This is a genomic window from Bradyrhizobium oligotrophicum (assembly GCF_051168495.1).
In the GTDB taxonomy this organism is placed as follows: Bacteria; Pseudomonadota; Alphaproteobacteria; order Rhizobiales; family Xanthobacteraceae; genus Bradyrhizobium; species Bradyrhizobium oligotrophicum_A.
The window spans coordinates 1-17,410 of the sequence record NZ_JBNPVB010000036.1; the positions used below are offsets into that span (position 1 = coordinate 1).

Annotated in this window: 14 protein-coding genes, 1 tRNA gene and 4 pseudogenes; 11 read left to right on the forward strand and 8 right to left on the reverse strand. The window is 61.3% G+C overall.

Annotated elements, in window-relative coordinates:
• A pseudogene (locus ACQR1B_RS35045) lies at window positions 1-1,135 on the forward strand (IS3 family transposase); the annotation flags it as partial.
• A 756-nt stretch (window positions 1,136-1,891) separates the two neighbouring features.
• Entirely contained in the window at window positions 1,892-2,635 is a 744-nt protein-coding gene (locus ACQR1B_RS35050) for an autoinducer binding domain-containing protein (protein WP_434837438.1), read from the forward strand.
• A gap of 88 nt (window positions 2,636-2,723) precedes the next feature.
• Here ACQR1B_RS35050 and pip read toward each other — a convergent pair whose 3' ends face one another.
• The 3 genes and pseudogenes from pip to ACQR1B_RS35065 form a co-directional block, all read right to left on the reverse strand.
• Window positions 2,724-3,683, reverse strand: a complete 960-nt coding sequence (pip, locus tag ACQR1B_RS35055) for a prolyl aminopeptidase (protein WP_434837439.1) — start codon at window positions 3,681-3,683, stop codon at window positions 2,724-2,726.
• 226 nt (window positions 3,684-3,909) lie between these two features.
• A complete protein-coding gene (locus ACQR1B_RS35060; protein ID WP_434837440.1) occupies window positions 3,910-4,116 on the reverse strand; it encodes a hypothetical protein in 207 nt (68 codons plus the stop codon).
• 74 nt (window positions 4,117-4,190) lie between these two features.
• Window positions 4,191-5,729: pseudogene (locus tag ACQR1B_RS35065) on the reverse strand (ABC transporter substrate-binding protein).
• Between the two features lie 135 nt (window positions 5,730-5,864).
• Here ACQR1B_RS35065 and ACQR1B_RS35070 point away from each other — a divergent pair.
• Complete coding sequence (locus tag ACQR1B_RS35070; RefSeq protein WP_434837441.1) at window positions 5,865-6,797, forward strand: LysR family transcriptional regulator; 933 nt, start codon at window positions 5,865-5,867, stop codon at window positions 6,795-6,797.
• A gap of 340 nt (window positions 6,798-7,137) precedes the next feature.
• The gene (locus tag ACQR1B_RS35075; protein WP_434837442.1) at window positions 7,138-8,250 is read left to right on the forward strand and encodes a M20 family metallopeptidase; all 1,113 of its coding nucleotides are present in this window, start codon (window positions 7,138-7,140) and stop codon (window positions 8,248-8,250) included.
• A gap of 117 nt (window positions 8,251-8,367) precedes the next feature.
• Here the strand turns inward: ACQR1B_RS35075 and ACQR1B_RS35080 are convergent.
• The 3 genes and pseudogenes from ACQR1B_RS35080 to ACQR1B_RS35090 all read right to left on the reverse strand — a co-directional run.
• A pseudogene (locus ACQR1B_RS35080) lies at window positions 8,368-8,478 on the reverse strand (transposase); the annotation flags it as partial.
• A gap of 56 nt (window positions 8,479-8,534) precedes the next feature.
• A complete protein-coding gene (locus tag ACQR1B_RS35085) occupies window positions 8,535-8,783 on the reverse strand; it encodes a conjugal transfer protein TraD (protein ID WP_434837443.1) in 249 nt (82 codons plus the stop codon).
• A gap of 1 nt (window position 8,784) precedes the next feature.
• Entirely contained in the window at window positions 8,785-9,111 is a 327-nt protein-coding gene (locus ACQR1B_RS35090) for a conjugal transfer protein TraD (RefSeq protein ID WP_434837444.1), read from the reverse strand.
• Between the two features lie 170 nt (window positions 9,112-9,281).
• Between ACQR1B_RS35090 and traA the strand changes: the two genes are divergently transcribed.
• The 4 genes and pseudogenes from traA to ACQR1B_RS35110 form a co-directional block, all read left to right on the forward strand.
• Entirely contained in the window at window positions 9,282-12,293 is a 3,012-nt protein-coding gene (gene traA, locus ACQR1B_RS35095) for a Ti-type conjugative transfer relaxase TraA (protein ID WP_434874962.1), read from the forward strand.
• 126 nt (window positions 12,294-12,419) lie between these two features.
• Window positions 12,420-12,635 carry a helix-turn-helix transcriptional regulator gene (locus tag ACQR1B_RS35100; RefSeq protein ID WP_434837446.1) on the forward strand — a complete coding sequence of 72 codons (216 nt, stop codon included), beginning with the start codon at window positions 12,420-12,422 and terminating at the stop codon, window positions 12,633-12,635.
• Window positions 12,636-12,836: 201 nt separating this feature from the next.
• A complete protein-coding gene (locus ACQR1B_RS35105; protein WP_434837447.1) occupies window positions 12,837-13,022 on the forward strand; it encodes a hypothetical protein in 186 nt (61 codons plus the stop codon).
• A gap of 170 nt (window positions 13,023-13,192) precedes the next feature.
• Window positions 13,193-14,083: pseudogene (locus ACQR1B_RS35110) on the forward strand (tyrosine-type recombinase/integrase); the annotation flags it as partial.
• A gap of 161 nt (window positions 14,084-14,244) precedes the next feature.
• Here ACQR1B_RS35110 and ACQR1B_RS35115 read toward each other — a convergent pair.
• Window positions 14,245-14,319 (reverse strand) — tRNA-Val (locus ACQR1B_RS35115).
• A 116-nt stretch (window positions 14,320-14,435) separates the two neighbouring features.
• Window positions 14,436-14,795 carry a cell cycle two-component system response regulator CpdR gene (cpdR, locus tag ACQR1B_RS35120; RefSeq protein ID WP_006610087.1) on the reverse strand — a complete coding sequence of 120 codons (360 nt, stop codon included), beginning with the start codon at window positions 14,793-14,795 and terminating at the stop codon, window positions 14,436-14,438.
• Window positions 14,796-15,192: 397 nt separating this feature from the next.
• Between cpdR and ACQR1B_RS35125 the strand changes: the two genes are divergently transcribed.
• The 3 genes from ACQR1B_RS35125 (at window position 15,193) to hisN (ending at window position 17,371) form a co-directional block, all read left to right on the forward strand.
• Window positions 15,193-16,077: an N-formylglutamate amidohydrolase gene (locus ACQR1B_RS35125; RefSeq protein ID WP_434837448.1), complete on the forward strand. Its 885-nt coding sequence runs from the start codon at window positions 15,193-15,195 to the stop codon at window positions 16,075-16,077.
• Window positions 16,078-16,163: 86 nt separating this feature from the next.
• Entirely contained in the window at window positions 16,164-16,424 is a 261-nt protein-coding gene (locus ACQR1B_RS35130; RefSeq protein ID WP_434837449.1) for a hypothetical protein, read from the forward strand.
• A gap of 161 nt (window positions 16,425-16,585) precedes the next feature.
• Complete coding sequence (gene hisN, locus ACQR1B_RS35135) at window positions 16,586-17,371, forward strand: histidinol-phosphatase (RefSeq protein WP_434837458.1); 786 nt, start codon at window positions 16,586-16,588, stop codon at window positions 17,369-17,371.
• Window positions 17,372-17,410: the final 39 nt, after the last annotated feature.

Here is a 17,410-nt window from a genome sequence, read left to right on the forward strand (position 1 = left end):
GAGGCTGGCGTTCCGGTCGCCGATCTGTGCCGCAAGCATGGCGTGAGCGACGCCAGCATTTACAAGTGGAAGGCCAAGTTCGGTGGAATGGACGTCTCGGAGGCCAAGCGGCTGAAGACGCTGGAGGACGAGAACACGCGGCTGAAGCGGCTGCTGGCGGACGCCATGCTGGACAATGTAGCGCTGAAGGATCTCCTGGGAAAGAAGTGGTAACGCCCGCGGCGAAGCGGAAAGCTGTCGGACATCTCATGGGCGTCCACGGGATGAGCGAACGGCGGGCGTGTAAAGCCATCGGCTATTGCCGCATGACGGTCAGATATCAGACGAGCCGGGCCGATGATGCCGGGCTGCGGGAGCGCATGAGGGCGATCGCCCATGAGCGTCGCCGCTTCGGCTATCGTCGCCTGCACGTCCTGCTCAAGCGGGAGGGCTACCTGGTCAATCACAAGAAGCTGTTCCGTCTGTACCGAGAGGAACGGCTCACGGTGCGCCGCAGAGGTGGCCGTAAGCGGGCTCTCGGCACCCGAGCGCCAATGACGGTGCCGCTGCTCCCGAATGATCGCTGGTCGCTCGACTTCGTGTCGGATCAGATGACCGATGGCCGGCGCTTCCGCATCCTGACCGTGGTCGACGACTGCACCCGCGAGTGCTTGGCGCTGGTGGCCGACACCTCACTCTCGGGCGCCCGGGTCGCTCGGGAGCTGGACCGGCTGGTCCCGAGCGTGGCAAGCCCAAGATGGTGGTGAGCGACAACGGCAGCGAGTTCACGAGCAATGCCATCCTGGCATGGACCGATCAGAGCCGTGTCGCCTGGCACTACATCGCGCCGGGCAAACCCATGCAGAACGCCTTCATCGAGAGCCTCAACGGCCGCTTGCGGGATGAACTGCTGAACGAGACGCTGCTCACCTCGCTCGCCCAGACCCGCGTCGCGCTCAGATGCTGGCGGGCCGACTACAATGATGAACGACCACACTCGCAGCTCGGGTGGAAAACGCCGTCCGAGTTCGCCGCAACCTGCAATCCGCGTCGGGATCTGGCGCTGCGCTATGTCGAAAGCTCCGCGCCAGCCCCCGCCGCTACCACCGCCCGGATGGGCACATCCAACCGCCCGAACGAACTGAGACCTGGATAAAACTTGGGGGCAAGGTCACTTCGCTGCGAGAGGCGCGAGCTTGTTAATGCCCATGAATGAGCACTAGAGCATCGGGGAGCGGCTTAGCGCTCAAGGCAAAGCTACTACGCAAAGACGAACACCGCGAAGGTGTTGACGAAATTCCATCGCGCAGGTGGCATGTTAAGCGACATGCATATCGGCATCCGAAGAGACGCTGGGATGGACACAAAATTGTGTAGACTCTATCTCGACCCACGGTCCTTATTTCTGGCCAAGTAGCCTTGAAGGGACGTGGGCTCTCACATTGCGGTCAATCGGCAGATGCTATGGTCCGCTGCAGTTATCAAATGCAGATGGTCGCGGGGCTCTCTCTGGCGCTGCCCAGGTGAGCAGCGTGAGCTGCGTCATGTCTAGCACGACTTAAGCGCGCAAGATCTGTAATCTCCGTAGCGATCGGAGACTCGGAGCGGTCAGGCTCACAGAGACTGCGACGCCGTCGGAGTGGGGCTCCAGATAAGCGCCAGGAATGGTCGAAATCCTGTTAGCTTCGCAGTGAATACGGATCTCTTCAAGCCAGGAGAAAAATCAGATTCGAGCAGGCGCCTCCTTCTATTGAGGACTTCTTCGGCCGTGGCGCGTCCGTCGGACTGGCTTTGTCGAAGACAACTACGAGATGCCGTACTGTTGTATAGCTAACGGAGGTAGTATGATCTTGCAATCGACGCACGCAGACTGCGTTGAGGATCGCGTTTGAACGACAGTAGCGGAGGTCGCGTGTCTCTCAATAGCTTACCTGATTTCCGCAGGACGAATTCGTTCATCGAAACTATCGAACAGGCAGAGAGCGCCACAACAATTCAGAACGAACTGTTGCGGTTTGTATCAAATTTGGGAGCTGACTATCTGGCCTGCAGTATCCTGCCAGAACCCGGCCTTTTGCGGTTCGATCTTCTGAACGGCATCCTCTTGAATACACTGCCCCCGGCGTTTGTGGAGCAATACTACGGCGGGGGCCTAGTTCATCGTGATCTTAAGACTAGGCTGTTGCGTCGTCTTCATCCGCCGTTCCTTTGGAGTGAGTTACGCCAGTCTTATGTACTCGATAGCGCGACAGAGCATATACTTGAGTTGGCCGGCGATTCCGGATTACACGACGGCCTGGAGATAGCGGTTCCCACACTCGACACCTGGGTTTTGAGTTTCACAGTTGCAGGCGACAAGCTAGAGATATTTCCTGATGATCGGATTCGGCTAGCGCACTTGGCGTCAATAACGACGAGCCGCTTGCTTTACCTGCGTCGTAGGCGCGAGCTGGCGGACGTCGTCAAGCTGACAGGCCGTGAACTTGAGGCGCTCAGGTTAGCGTCGAAGGGTAAGACATTAGATCGGATCGCGCCCTGCATGAAGATTACTAGGCATGGAGCCGACTATCTAATGCGTCGCGTGCGTGAGAAGCTTGACGTGAAGACTGTGAACGAAGCGATTAGCAAGGGATTTCAACTGGGGTTCCTCCGATAGGTCCCGCTCATCGTACTGGCAAGACTGGCTCTTGCAATACAGATATTTTGAGTATGCATGACCCGGTCGTATCCCAATTCTGTGATTGCTACTTTGTTGAAAATTGTCCGAGGGAGTTAATTATCGCAGATAAGAGAGTGCCACCGCCGCCATGTCCGGCGTCGTCAATGACGCGAAGCTCGCTAGCGCGCCACCTCTGCGATATGTTGAAGGCAACATCGAGCGGACTGCTGATATCGTAGCGGCCGTGAATCATGATCCCTGGGATGCCATTCAACTTTTCAGCATTGTGGACCAATTGATCTTCCTCGAGGAAGGCTGCGTGTCGCCAATAGTGAGTGACCAGGCGCGCGAACTGCAAGCGAAAATCCGGATCGTTATAGCGTGGATTAGGCATGTGGCCGGGAGCGAGTGAGATGTGGGTGTCTTCCCAGGCGCACCACTCCGATGCTGCTCTATCCCTAATCGCGGGGTCGTGATCGAAGAGAAGTGCGGCGTATGCATCTGCTAACGGAAGATTTCGTAATGAGGTAGGCACGGCGCTCGCAAATCGGTGCCACTCGCGAGGAAAAATACGTCCAACGTCGGTGGTTATCCACTTAACGTCCCGACGAGAAGTCGTCGTCACGAGTGCTAGCACCATAGCGTCGATCCGCTGGGGAAACATTTGTGCATAGGCCAGGGCTAGGGTGGTTCCCCAGGAGATTCCAAGTATGATCCACCGTTGAATTCCGAGGAATTCACGCAACCTTTCGATGTCAGCGAGAAGATGAGCGGTGGTATTGGTGCTCAGATCTGCATCCAGCGCACTTGCTAGCGGCCTACTGCGGCCACAGCCGCGCTGGTCGAAGAGGACGGCACGATAGGCACTTGGATCGAAGAAGCGTCGCTGCCCAGGGGTGACCCCGGAACCAGGGCCGCCGTGTATGTAAAGAACTGGTTTACCCTCGGGATTTCCTGAACATTCCCAATATACGCAATGGCCGTCGCCCACGTCGAGCATGCCGCTATCGTGGGGTTCAATAGGCGGGAATCTGTCGTCGTTCATCGAGGATCTTTCCCACTGTTTTCGACAAACGGTCACAATACACGCTGCTCGTGACAATTGACAGCGTCAGCACTCAGGTCGTTGGCAACGCCCGATTATGGATCTCTTTGGATTGAGTTGGGCACGAGCCCTTCGATCTGAGAAAATGCGCGATGACGTTAAAGGCAACAGATCCGCGACGCGACTGGCTGCCTCGGCAATCGTGATACCCTTCTGGGCCGTAATCTTATTCAGCGTTGAGATATTGCACGATTAGCGGGCGATCGAGGCCGTGAGACGTGCGAACCGCCTCGATGTCCTCCAGCCGCACCCCTTCGCCCGCCAGCGCGATGGCAACATCGCCCGACATGCGGATGAGAAGGAAACTGAGGATGGAGACGAACAACGCCACGAGAAACGCCGTCGCGAGACGTTTCAGGCAATATTGCAGCATAGCGGAACTCGATTGGCTCGCGGAAGGCACTGCCCCCTCCGCACGGATTCATGGCCGGATGCGAAGAGTGAAGGTTATTTCCAGCTCATTTCCCAGAAGCGGGGCATCTCATCCGGATAGGTGTTGAAGCGCAGGGCCTTGTTCGCCACGTATTGGGTCGTCAGCGAATAGAGCGGCACGGCGAGCACCCGTTCCTGGATCAGCGTCAGCGCCTTGCGGTAAGCCTCTTTGCGCGCGACAGGATCTACGGATGTATCCGCCTTTTCCAGAAGGTCGCGGATTTCAGGATCCCGTGCCATGTCATCCGCCCCGAACTTGAAGAAGTTCGGCGCAGAGGCAGAAGCATCATTCACCGAGAACGATCCCCAGGTCTGGTGCGATACAGCGACCTTGTTCGCGCGGATCTGCTCGCGCATGGCAGCATATTGCATGAACTTGAGGTTGGCCGTGATGCCGACGGCGCGCAGCGCGCCGATCATCGCTTCGGTCTGGTCACGCTCACGATAGGCGAAGATATCGAATTCAAGCTTATTGTTCGGCCCGAAGCCGGCCTCCTTCAAGAGGTCACGCGCCTTGTTGGGATCATAAGCGTAGATCGGCGCACCGGTATCGTCGCAGCCGAACTAGCTCGGGAAGCAAACCACGTTGATCAGCCGCGCCTTCTCGCCCAGAAGCTGGCGCACCATCTGCATTTTCGGCATCGCATGGGCGATGGCCTTGCGGACGCGGATGTCGCGCATCGCGGGGAACAGACTGTCCTCCCGCGTATTCAAGTTGAGGAAGACGATGCGCATCGTCTCACCTTCGACCGCTTGCAGATGCGGCACGCTCTTCAGGGCGAGGGCCTGGTCGGCCTGCACACCCATGATGAAATCAAGGTTTTCGGCCATAATTTCAGCATTCTGGGTCTGCCTATCCGGCAGAAAGCGGATCTTGAGATTCTTGATCTTCGGAGCTGATTTATGCAGCTCCTTCGGGTAGTCCGGATTGGCGACGAGCTTGATCGATTTGCCCTGCACCTGCTCCACCACGCGATAGGGGCCGGTGCCGACCGGCTTCTGGTTCATGCCCTGCGGGCCAACCTGCGCGTAGTATTCGTTCGGATGAATGACCACCGGCCCGGCAAGATATTCGATCGCCGCGGGGAAGGGCTGTTTCAGCTTCACCCGTACCTGATACTTGCCGAGTTTCTCGGCGCCCGCGATCCAGTTCACGTTCGTCTGGGTGACAACCTTGTTTTCCGGCTTCGCGACGAAATTCAGGGTGTAGACCACATCATCGGCGTCGAATTCCTCGCCGTTATGGAACTTGATCCCCTCGCGCAGGGTGAGATCGAGCGTCTTGTCGTCCGCCCATTTCCATTCCTTGGCAAGCTGGCCCTTGTATTCATTGGTGTTGGGGTCGCGATAGATCAGCGTATCCCAGACCAGCTGGCCCATGATCACGCCGACGCGCACGTTGTTGAAGAAGGGGTCGACACTTTCCGGCGCCTGCTCATATGCGAAGCGGATGGTGTCATCCTTCTGCCCGGCAAAGGCGGGCGCAATCGCCACGATGCTGCTGGCCAGCAGCGCGAAAGCGCATGTCTGTACCAGTTTTGTCTTGAAAGGCATTGGTGTCTCCGGTTTGGGCTCCCTGACCTGCCCACCCGAAAAGCTGCACGAAGCGTTGCGATGCCGCCATAAGAATGATTAGATGAAAGCATTGCCTTTTCGGCAACGCTTGCATCTCGTCAGGATACCTGCCTCATGGACAGCACAGCCCTGCGTTATTTTGCTGCCGTGGCGCGAACGGGGTCTGTGCAAGCTGCGGGGGAGGTTCTTCACGTCGCAGGCTCTGCGATTTCCCGCCAGATTGCGGGACTGGAAGCTCAGCTCGGCATTCCCCTGTTCGAACGGCACGCACGGGGAATGCGCCTCACCCATGCCGGTGAAATTCTGGCGAACCACGCCCGCCGGCAGGAGCTGGAGAACGAGCGGGTCAGCGCGGATCTGCAACGCCTGCGGGGGCACGAAACCGCCGTGTTGCGCATCACCACGGTGGAGGGAACAGCGCAATATGCCATGCCCATGGCCATTGCGCGCCTTCAGCACCTGCGGCCAGGCGTGCATGTGAAACTTTCGGTCCTCAGTTCACGCCTCGTGACCGAGCGTGTGCGCTCGGGCGAAGCGGATATCGGCATCGCCTTCTCGCTGGCGCCCCAGCCGGAGATCCGGGTGCTTCGCCGGCTCAATGGCGCCATCATGGCCTTCGCAAGTACCGATCATTCCTATGCCGGCCGCTCAAGCCTGACCCTGAAGGATCTCGAGAAGGTTCCCATGTTTCTGATGGGCGCGGAAACCACTGTACGCCAGCTTTTCGACATGGCCTGCGCGCATGAGGGCGTGGCGGTAAAACCCGTTCTCGAAACCACATCCTCGGCCACCATTCATCAGCTGGTTTTGACGGGGGCTGGCCTTTCCGTCGCGAGCTTCTTTTCCATGGCCAAGCATGTGAAGAATGGAGGGGTGGTTGCACTGCCACTCACCCATCCCATTCTCGAGCAGCGCTCCATTCAAGTGCAGGTGCTGACAGGCCGGCGGCTGCCGATGATCGTCGAGGAATTCCTCCAGTGCCTCGATGAGGTCATCAGCGATATCGAACTCTTCGCGCCCGGAAAGACATTGCGACTGCCAAATTGACTACAACGCCGCGACGGCATCGCGATGAGGCAAGCATTGCTGTTTGAGCAATCGCCAAATGCCGAGTTTCTATTGGATTCGAGCGCTTCGCCTCCGCATGATTGGAAGCCATGCGCTGGAAATCTCAGAGAACGCCCTTGCCGTCGGCTCATTCTTCTTCGCTCTCGACCCCGCTGGCATGTCAGCAAGCCAGCCTAGCGCTCTGGCGACGGCATTGTCGTGGCGCAGAACCGCGCGGCATCCCGCATTGGGGCCGAGGTTCTGAAGGCGGCGAAGCGGTGGCCGAGGCGATCTTCGCTGGCACTTCTTTGTTCTCATCCTCTCCTCCTTCGGAAATCCCATGTTCTCAACCCCCATTCTCCTCGACCAGATCCGCCGTTGGGTGGAAATCGAAACCCCCACGGAACGCCCGGACCAGCTCAATCGCCTGGTGGATGAGGTGATGGCGGATCACGCCGGCCTGCCCGTCTCGCTCGAACGAATAGCTGGTTCGGATGGCTGCGGCGATCATCTGGTCGTCCGCTCCAACTGGGGTCAGTCCGAGCCCGGAATCCTCGTGCTCAGCCATCTGGATACAGTGCACCCCGTGGGATTCATCCAGAGCCGCCTGCCCTTTCGCGTGGAAGGCAATTCCGCCTTCGGCCCCGGCATCTATGACATGAAGGCGGGCGCCAACCTTGCCCACAACGCCCTGCGTGCCACCGCCCAAGCGGGAGGCGGGCCGCTCGGCATCACGCATCTCTACGTTTCTGACGAGGAGATCGGCAGCCCCACCTCCCGCCCCTTGATCGAAGAATTCGGCAAGAAGGCCAAGTATGTGCTGGTGACGGAGCCGGCGCGCGATGGCGGCAAGATCGTTACGGCGCGCAAGGGGATCGGCTGCTTCGAGGTCAAGATCCACGGCAAGGCTTCGCATGCCGGGGCCAAGCCGCTGGAGGGACGGAGCGCCGTGCGGGAACTTGGCCATGTGATCCTGGCGCTGGAGGGGCTCTCCGACGAGAAGCGGGGCATCACGGTAACAGTGGGCGTGGTTTCGGGCGGCACGAAGCGGAATATCATTCCCGATTTCGCGCAGGCCCAAGTCGATCTGCGGGTGCCCGACGCGGAAGCAGCGCAAGACATCTGCGCCCGGATTCTGGGGCTCCAGCCCAAAACCAGCGGCGTGACGCTCACCATCACCGGCGGCATTAGCCGTCCCCCCTTCGAGCAATCACCGGGAGCAAAGCTGTTGTTCGATCACGCCCATGCGGTGGCGGCCGAAATTGGCTTCGTGCTTGAGGGAGTCAGCACGGGCGGCGGGTCGGATGGCAATTTCACCGCCCCCTATGCGCCCACACTCGATGGCCTCGGACCGGACGGGCTGGGTGCGCATACCGATCACGAGCAGATTTTCATCGATACGCTCGCCCCGCGCGCCGCCTTGCTGGCCGCGCTCTTCCAGGCGCTGCGGTGAGCGCTGGACGGCAAGCCTGGCTCAGGCTCTTCTCTGCAGATCGCCAAGCTCATCTTCCGTGCGACCACGCAGATGATATTCCGCGCTGAGCCACGCTGGAAAGCTTCTTCAGCTGGCGTTCTCGTCTTCCGGTGCCTTCCGCCGCCTGATGTCGGAGACTTCCAGACCGCCGTACTTCACCTTTCACTTGTAGAAGGTCGCACTGCGGATCCCGAGCTTGCGGCAAACGCCAGCCGTCGCTTGGCTGACGTGCCATTGTCGTGCATCACCGACGAACCGCCGGATCAGTTCGATCGGGTCCCCCTGTGTGTCGCCGCCTCCGCTTCAAACGCTTGCTTCCCCTTTGCGGCCCACAGCGCTCGCGCCCTTTCGCCCTGATCGCTTTCGAGCTTGTCGGCTATCGAGAGCAGCGCGCCGAGAATGATGGAGCGATCGTCGCCGGTCAGGTCTACGACCCCAGCTTTCACGACGAGGCCGCCGAGTTCGATGAGGTGCCGCGTTCGCTTGCGGCGCTCGACCTGCCACGTGGGCATGTCACGTCGCGCCCTTGCGGCTCGGTGCCGGTTGCGCGCCGCTCGGTTGCGCAGGATCGCCATCAGTATTGCGACTAGTTGCTGTCGCATCTCGCCGCGACCGGCTTTGAAAGAACGCGGCGCCGCGCCTGGCCCATGCCTCCCTCTTCCCGGCCTCTTTCGTCTCAGCCAGCAAAATGAGTGCGCCGGCCAGTTCTTCAGCCGTGAGCGCGTCAGCCCCGGTGGCGATCAACAATTCGCCGAGCTGGCGGACCTTGCGAGTCTTAAGCCCGCGCGCCTTGTCTTCGAGTGCCTTCAGATCCGCATCAAAGTCTCGTGGTTTGCGCATCGTCCTCTCCATGAGTTTGATGGAGAGATGATAGGCGAGCAAACGGCAGAATGCTGTAAGGTCATCAGGATGGCCTGGGACGGTATAGTCCTTCCCGAGATTTTTTCGAGGGAGGGCGCGCTTATACGTCGTTCCGACGTGCGCTTCGCTGTGCCAGTGATTGGATCGCGATGGCGATCTATCATCTTCACGTCAAGATCATAGGCCGGAAGGCCGGGAGCAGTGCGGTGGCTTCGGCGGCCTACCGCTCCGGCTCGCGGCTGCGTGACGAGCGGCTTGGCCGTGAGCAGGATTTTTCCGCCAAGCGCGGCGTCGTCCATTCCGAGGTGATGCTGCCGGAGAATGCGCCGAAGGCGTGGAGCGACCGCGAGCGGCTCTGGAACGACGTCGAAGCGTTCGAAGTCCGCAAGGACGCCCAGCTTGCCCGGGAGGTCGAGTTCGCGCTTCCGCGCGAGCTGACTGAGGCGCAGGGCATCGAGCTGGCTCGAGACTTCGCTCGCGGCGAGTTCGTCGATGTGGGCATGGTTGCTGATCTCAATCTGCATTGGGACAGGGTCGACGACGGCACACCCAAGCCGCATGCCCATGTGATGCTCACCATGCGCGCGGTCGACGAGAACGGCTTTGGCCAGAAGGTCCGGGACTGGAATCGCACGGAGATGGTCGAGCGCTGGCGCGAACGCTGGGCGGAGCTTGCCAACGAGCGGCTAGCCGAGCTCGACATCGACGCCAGGATCGACCATCGCAGTCTGGAAGCCCAGGGCATTGCGCTGGAGCCGCAAAGCCAGATCGGCGCGCCCGCCAAACGGATCGAGCTTCGGGGCATTGCAGGCGAACCGTTTGAGGCCGACCGCGCCGAGATGCACCGCGAGATCGCGCACAACAATGGCGCGCGGATCATCGCCGATCCCACCATTGGGCTGGACGCCATCACCCAGCAGCAATCGACATTCACACGCCGGGATCTGGCGAAGTTCGCGCACCGGCACAGCGACGGGCTCGACCAGTTCAACCAGGTTATGGGCGCGATGCACGGAGCGCCAGCTCTGGTCGAACTCGGCAAGGACTCCCGCGGCGAGGATCGGTTCACCACCCGCGGAATGATCGAGGCAGAACAGCGTCTGCACCGGGCTGCTGCACGCTTGGCGGAGCGGGAGCGCCATGAGGTTCGAGCTACGGAGCGGACATCCGGGTTGGCGCGAGCGGCAGCGCGCGGCTTGGTGCTTTCGCCCGAGCAGGCTGAAGCATTGGCGCATGTCACGAATAGACGCGATCTCGGCGTCGTGGTTGGCCACGCCGGGACGGGAAAGAGCGCAATGCTGGGGGTGGCGCGGGAGGCGTGGGAAGCGGCAGGCTACGAGGTCCGGGGCGTGGCGCTGTCCGGTATCGCGGCCGAAAACCTCGAGAGCGGATCGGGCATTGCGTCGCGCACGATCGCCAGCCTGGAGCACGGCTGGGGACAGGGCCGAGATCTGCTCAAATCGAGCGATGTGCTTGTCATCGACGAGGCGGGGATGGTCGGCACGCGGCAGCTCGAGCGCGTGTTGTCCCATGCCGCCGAGGCTGGAGCCAAGGTGGTGCTGGTCGGTGATCCGCAACAGTTGCAGGCCATCGAAGCCGGCGCTGCCTTCCGCTCCATCCATGAGCGTCACGGTGGCGCGGAAATTGGCAACGTGCGCCGCCAGCGCGAGGACTGGCAGCGCGACGCCACGCGCGATCTGGCGACCGGCAAAGTGGGTCATGCGCTAGAGGCCTACCGCTCCCACGGCATGATGCATGAAGCGCCGACCCGCGACCGGGCGCGCGCCGATCTGATCGATCACTGGGATCGCGACCGGCAGTCATCACCGGATCGGAGCCGGATCATCCTGACCCACACGAACGACGAGGTCCGCATCCTGAACGAGGCAGCGCGCGAGCGCATGCGGGCAGCGGGCGATCTCGGCGACGAGGTGGAGGCGACGGTCGAGCGCGGCGCGAGAAACTTTGCCAGCGGGGATCGGGTTATGTTCCTGCAGAACGAGCGCGGGCTCGGCGTCAAGAATGGCACGCTCGGGACCATCGCGCAGGTCAGCGCGCAGTCCATAGCCGTGCAGACCGACGATGGCCGATCCGTGCGCTTCGACCTCAAGGATTACAATCGGCTCGACCATGGCTATGCAGCAACGATCCACAAGGCGCAGGGCATGACGGTCGACCGCGTCCATGTCCTGGCGACGCCCGGCATGGATGCCCACAGCAGCTATGTCGCCTTGTCACGGCATCGCGACGAGGTGGACCTGCACTATGGTCGCGATGATTTTGCCAATGCGGACCGGCTCACCCGCGCCCTGTCGCGCGATCGCGTCAAGGACATGGCCTCGGATTACGAGCGCGTCGATCAGCTCCAGAGCTACGCCGAGCGGCGTGGGATCACTTTCCGCGATCGCGTGGCCGAGATCGTGCGCAAGATTGTGCCCGAGAAGCTGCGCGACATTTTCAACGGCCTGCGCTCCCCGGCTGATGTGACCGGACCGGATAGCGGACGAAGTCCGGGACAGGCAACGCCGGAAAGGGAAAGCAGCGATCCCGCAGCCGACCGGCGCGGAGCCGAAGTCCCGGCAAGGAACGTGGCGCCAGATCCCGAAGCGGACGCACGTCGCGTCCGGACCCGGGCGCTGGTGCGCCATGCCCGCGCGGTGGATGCGATCTTTGCGGCGCGGGAGACGAGCGGCCGAGCGAGTAGCGAACAGGTGAAAGAGTTGCAAAAGGCGCGTCAAGCTTTCGAGGAGGTGCGCCCCTTTGGCTCGCACGACGCTGAAGCCGCATATAGGAAGAACCCGGAGCTCGCCCGGGAAGCTGCCGGCGGACGTCTCAGCGGCGTTATCCGCGCGCTTCAGCTCGAGACCGAACTGCGCATCGATCCTGCCCGTCGCGCCGAAAACTTTGTTGAGCGGTGGCGGAAGCTCGACCAGACAAGCCAGCGCCTATATCAGACGGGCGACTTGTCCGGCTACAAAGCTACGCGGTCCGCGATGGGCGACATGGCGAAGAGCCTCGAACGTGATCCGCAATTGGAGTCCGTCCTGGCTGGCCGCAAGAACGATCTCGGCATTGCATTCGAATCAGGCCGCCGGGTCGGCCAGGATCTGGCCTTCGTCCATGGCATTGATCTCGGCAGAGGCCGAGGCCTTGGAATTTGACCCATCCCGTTTGCCGCCGGCTCTACGCCACAGCTGGCAACGCACGAACTCCTATTGTCCGCCTGCACCTATTCGGGCTCTGGTCTCGCCGGACGTCAGAAGCGACCAGCGAGGGGCATCACGGCCATGCGCGAGCCAGACCGTATCATCAGGTTGAAAACAGTCCTCGCCAGGACCGGGCTGTCCAGGTCCACCATCTACCGCAAGATCGCCGAGGGCACGTTCCCGACCCCACTCAAAATCAGCAGCAACGGAACTGGTTGGCATGAATCCGACATCAACCGATGGATTGCAGATCCCGCCATATGGCGTCCGCGGCGCGAGCTCGATGAAACCTTGTGAGGTCTATGGCACAACGATCAGCGCGGCAGTTTCTGGAGGTGCCCTCCTCAACTAACCGAACCCATCCTTTTCTACGCCACGGCATCCAGCTTCAGCGAGACGGTCCCGCGAGGGGCGGACGGCGAGTTCGGACTGAGGTACATAATTCTCAGCATTGGAAATGCGCTTGCGGCAGAGCGCTAAGTGAACCAAAGGCGTTTCATGAGCCGACGCTCCGCCCGATTTACCCAAGGCGAACTGGCACGAGCGATCCGCGCTGCAAAAGCAGCCGGCGCTTCATCCATACGAATTAGGCCGGACGGCACGATCATCGTCGACCTGGTCAGATACAAAGAAGAACAGGACATCGATGAGACTGTTGAGCCCGAAGAGCATTTCGTGCTTTGATTCGCTTCATGCCCCGTCCTCGCAAGCCCTACCTTCACAAGGAAATCAACCGTCACGGCAGGACGGTCTGGTACGTTCGCAACAAGGACATCGGCGGTAAACGCACTCGCATTCGCGGCGAGTACGGCTCCATAGAATTCAACCGCAACTACGACATCGCTGTAGCCGACATGTTCAATCGGCCACGCCTCGCAATCGATCCCAGCGAGGCGAGGGCGAAGATCTTTGATGGTAGCCTCAAATGGCTATGGGAAGAATACAAGGCAAAAGCGCCGGATTGGCGCGAGATGAAGGCGAGCACTCATAAGCAGCGCAACAGCCTCATGATTCATGTTCTGGAGGCCAACGGCAACAAAAGAGCAGCCGCAATCCAGAAGCAGCACATCCTAGACGGGCTTGGGCGTCGCGCTCAAAACCCCTCCGCGGCCCGGCATTTCCTCACCACCATGAGACGGATGTTCGCGTGGGCTGTCGCCCAAAAGATTCTGCCGGCAGATCCCACCGAAGGAATCAAGACACCCAAGCCGGCGAAGACAGAAGGCTTCGTCACCTGGTCTGATGCCGACGTTCGGCGTTACTACAAGCGCTGGCCGCTCGGCACGCGAGAGCGCGTCATGATCGACGTCTACCTCTTCACTGGCTTTCGGCGGGGTGACGCAGCATCATTCGGCCCTGCCGACGTGACCGAACAGGTGCAAGAGCGGATCGGGCCTGACGGAAATATCGAGCGGATCTCCGTTCCGATCATCACGAAGCGCCTGGAAAAGGGGAGCGAGACCATTGAGGTCACCTTCCCGATGCTCGATGTCCTGCGCCGGACGTTGGAGGCGGGTCCGGTCGGAACCGAGACCTATATCGCGACCCGGCAGGGCAAGCCGATGACCAAGGAGAGCCTCGGCAACGTGTTCAAGGAGAAGTGCGTCGCCGCTGGATTGGCGAATCGATCAGCGCACGGCCTGCGCAAGGCGGCTGCGACGGTCGCTGCGGAAAACGGTGCGACGGAAGCCGAGCTGGACGCGATCTTCGGTTGGACCGATCGTCGAATGGCGAGCCATTACACGCGGAACGCCAATCGCAAGAAGTTGGCGTATGGCGGCGTCGCCAAGCTCGAGCGAATGATCGGCTCCGCGGATCATAGAGCGAACGTCTATTCCCTCACCGATAAGCTAGGTGCGGGAAATCGAACGAAAAGCTCAATGAAATCAGCCGACGTCCGGAAGGGTGGTGGGCACGACAGGGATCGAACCTGTGACCCCTACCATGTCAAGGTAGTGCTCTCCCGCTGAGCTACGTGCCCTAATCCAATATCGTTCGGGTGGGCGTCCCTATATCGGCTCCCACGCGGGCAGGCAAGGACGCAAAATGCCGAAATTGGGAATAATCCACGCGGCCGCGACGTCTGCCCTCGGCGGCTCAGGCCGCCAGCATCTTGTTGACTTCGCTGACGAGCTCGCGGAGGTGCACCGGCTTGGACAGCACCTTGGCGTTCTTGGGCGCCTCCGAATCGGAGTTGAGGGCGACCGCGGCAAAGCCGGTGATGAACATGATCTTGATGTCCGGATCGAGCTCGGAGGCGCGGCGCGCCAGCTCGATGCCGTCCATCTCCGGCATCACGATGTCGGTGAGCAGCATCTCGAACGGCTCCTCGCGCAGCCGCTGGTAGGCCGACATGCCGTTGTCGTGGGGCGAAACCTGGAACCCGGCATTTTCCAATGCCTTGACCAGGAAGCGGCGCATGTCGTTGTCGTCTTCGGCGAGCAGGATCTTGTGCATGGTGGGGAGCAGTCTGGTCCGGGTGAGAGGCGCGGCGTTGCCGTCACTAAGCCTGACGGACGGTAAATTTCGGGTGAAAGATTGCGCCTTTTGATCCGACGACGGCAAGGCAATTTGAGGGCCGAATACGCTCTCGGTCGCCCCAATTGGCCATGCCAGCTCAGAGTTGTTCCAAACGGGACATGAACTTTTTCATTGCTTTTCGCTTGGCAGAACGGCTCGGATTATCGAAGATGCGGGTTGGCAAGAGCAGTGCCTGCGTCGTCCAGCGCGAATCGGCCGGAGGATACCGGCGTATCGACGGACGGACACACCTACACCGACACATCTACACCAACACACCTGACATCGACTCGCGTGACACCGAAGCACGTGACCAAGGGGACGGCGCCCAGAGATGACGGACTTTGATGGCGAATTGCCGCCGTTCGAGATCATGGAGCCTGCCGATTGGCGCGCGCCCATCATCTTCAATTCGCCGCACTCCGGATCGGCCTATCCGGACGAGTTCCTCCGCGCCTCGCGGATCGATCTGCCGTCGCTGCGACGCTCCGAAGATTCGTTCATGGACGAGTTGATCGCCGACCTGTTGTCGCGCGGATTTCCGGTGGTTCGCGTGCACTTCCCGCGCTGCTATGTCGACGTCAATCGCGAGCCCTACGAGCTCGATCCGCGGATGTTCACCGGCCGGCTGCCGAGCTTTGCCAACACCCGCTCGATGCGGGTCGCCGGTGGGCTGGGCACCATTCCGCGCGTGGTCGGCGACGGCCAGGAGATCTACCGCGACCGGCTCAGCGTCGACGAGGCGCTGCACCGGATCGAGACGCTGTACAAGCCGTATCACCGCGCGCTGCGCCGGCTGATCAACCGCGTGCACCAGCAGTTCGGCACCGTCGTGCTGGTCGATTGCCATTCGATGCCGTCGGTCGGCGTGTCCCGCGACGAGCCGCGACGGCCCGACATGGTGATCGGCGACCGCTACGGCACCAGCTGCGCCTCGCTGCTGCCGGACCTGTTCGAGGACGTGCTCGGCCGGCTCGGCTATTCGGTCGGCCGCAACAAGCCCTATGCCGGCGGTTTCATCACCGAGCATTACGGCAATCCGGCCTCGGGCCTGCACGCGATCCAGATCGAGCTCAACCGCGCGATCTACATGGACGAGCGCAAGCGCGAGCGCGGGCCGCGCTTCGCCCAGGTCGCCTCCGATCTCGCCGTGCTCGCCGAGGTGCTGGCGACGGTGCCGCTCGGCGATCTCGGCCCGTTCCAGGCGGCCGCCGAATAGACCTGACGCGCGTTCGCCACGACGTATTGTCTTGTCGCAGACCGCCTCAGCGCAAAAAATCGCGTCGACGCAAAAAAAAGGGCCGCTTGAATGACAAGCGGCCCAAGTCTAGGGAGGAAACGCCCAAGGAGGGCAGCGATAACGCGAAAGCGCTACCGCACCGCAACAATATGCAGATGCGCTGCACAAAGAGCAAGGGTTTTTCCGCCGATCTCCATGCAAAAAACACAGGCCGGGTTGCAGCCAGCGCGACCCAGACCCGGTTTTTCATCAGATACGTCAATGACTTGATTGAAAAGTCTGATCAAACGGGCGGCGCCGGTGATTTCGCTTTGGGTTTCGGTTGAACGACGAGGGCAGAAAACTCGCGCTGATCCGAACCCCTGTGGTCACCGAACGATATCCACGATGCCAGGTCGCCGTTCCATCTCCGGATGCGCGTCCGAGCACTTTGAGCTAGGCATGACCCGGCTGAGTGCCATCCGATTCCCTCACCGAAGGACGTGTTGTGACGGTCATCGACTTCTCTGCCTTCATCGGTCGCCTGGCGACCGCCTCGGGCGAAACCATCCTGCCGTTCTTTCGGACCTCGCTTCTGGTCGACAACAAGAGCAGCCGGCAGGATTTCGATCCCGTGACCGAGGCCGACCGCGCCGCCGAGGCGGTGATGCGCCGGCTGATCAAGGCGAACTTTCCGCAGCATGGCATCGTCGGCGAAGAATTCGGCAACGAGCGCGAGGACGCCGATTATGTCTGGGTGCTGGACCCGATCGACGGCACCAAATCCTTCATCGCGGGCTTCCCGACCTGGGGCACGCTGATCGCGCTGCTGCACAAGGGCACGCCGGTGTTCGGCATGATGCACCAGCCGTTCATCGCCGAGCGCTTCGCCGGCGACAACGGCTCGGCCAACTACAGGAATGCGACCGGCGAGCGCCGGCTCTCGGTGCGGCGCTGTGAGCGGCTCGAGGATGCCGTCTGCTACACCACAAGCCCGCGGCTGATGAACGACTCCGATCGCGCCACCTTCGCCCGTGTCGAGGCCGAGACGCGGCTGTCGCGCTATGGCGGCGACTGCTACTCCTATTGCATGCTGGCGGCCGGCCATCTCGATCTCGTCATCGAGACCGAACTGAAGCCCTACGACATCGCGGCGCTGATCCCGATCATCAACGGCGCCGGCGGCATCGTCACCGACTGGGAAGGCGGCCCGGCGCAGAACGGCGGGCGGATCGTCGCCGCCGGCGACAAGCGCGTCCACGAGGCGGCGCTGAAGCGGCTCGCGGCCGGCTGACGCCCCACGGCCGGCCGTTCCTCGAGACCGCGCACGCCC